Origin of the sequence: Mesobacillus maritimus (assembly GCF_023715205.1) — a bacterium.
GTDB classification, from domain to species: Bacteria; Bacillota; Bacilli; order Bacillales; family Cytobacillaceae; genus Mesobacillus_B; species Mesobacillus_B maritimus_C.
Genome location: NZ_JAMBNR010000121.1, coordinates 1 through 266, shown reverse-complemented (window position 1 = coordinate 266; position 266 = coordinate 1). Strand labels below are relative to the sequence as shown.

Below are 266 nucleotides of genomic sequence, written 5' to 3'. Positions count from 1 at the left end.
GATGATCAGGTTGATAGGTCAGAGGTGGAAGCGCGGTGACGTGTGGAGCTGACTGATACTAATCGATCGAGGACTTAACCAATTAATGAAAGTTATTTTCGCTAACGCGAAAAAACTTAGATACTCAGTATTTACTTTTCTTCTTACGAACATTATCTAGTTTTGAGGGAACAAAGATTTTTGCGAAAGCAAAAGATTTCTCTTTAATTAAATAGTCTGGTGACGATGGCGAGAAGGTCACACCCGTTCCCATGCCGAACACGGAA

At 40.6% G+C, this 266-nt stretch carries 1 rRNA gene; it reads left to right on the top strand.

Annotated elements, in window-relative coordinates:
- A 23S ribosomal RNA gene (locus tag M3182_RS25905) occupies positions 1 to 82 on the top strand; the annotation flags it as partial.
- Between the last annotated feature and the right edge of the window lie 184 nt (positions 83 to 266).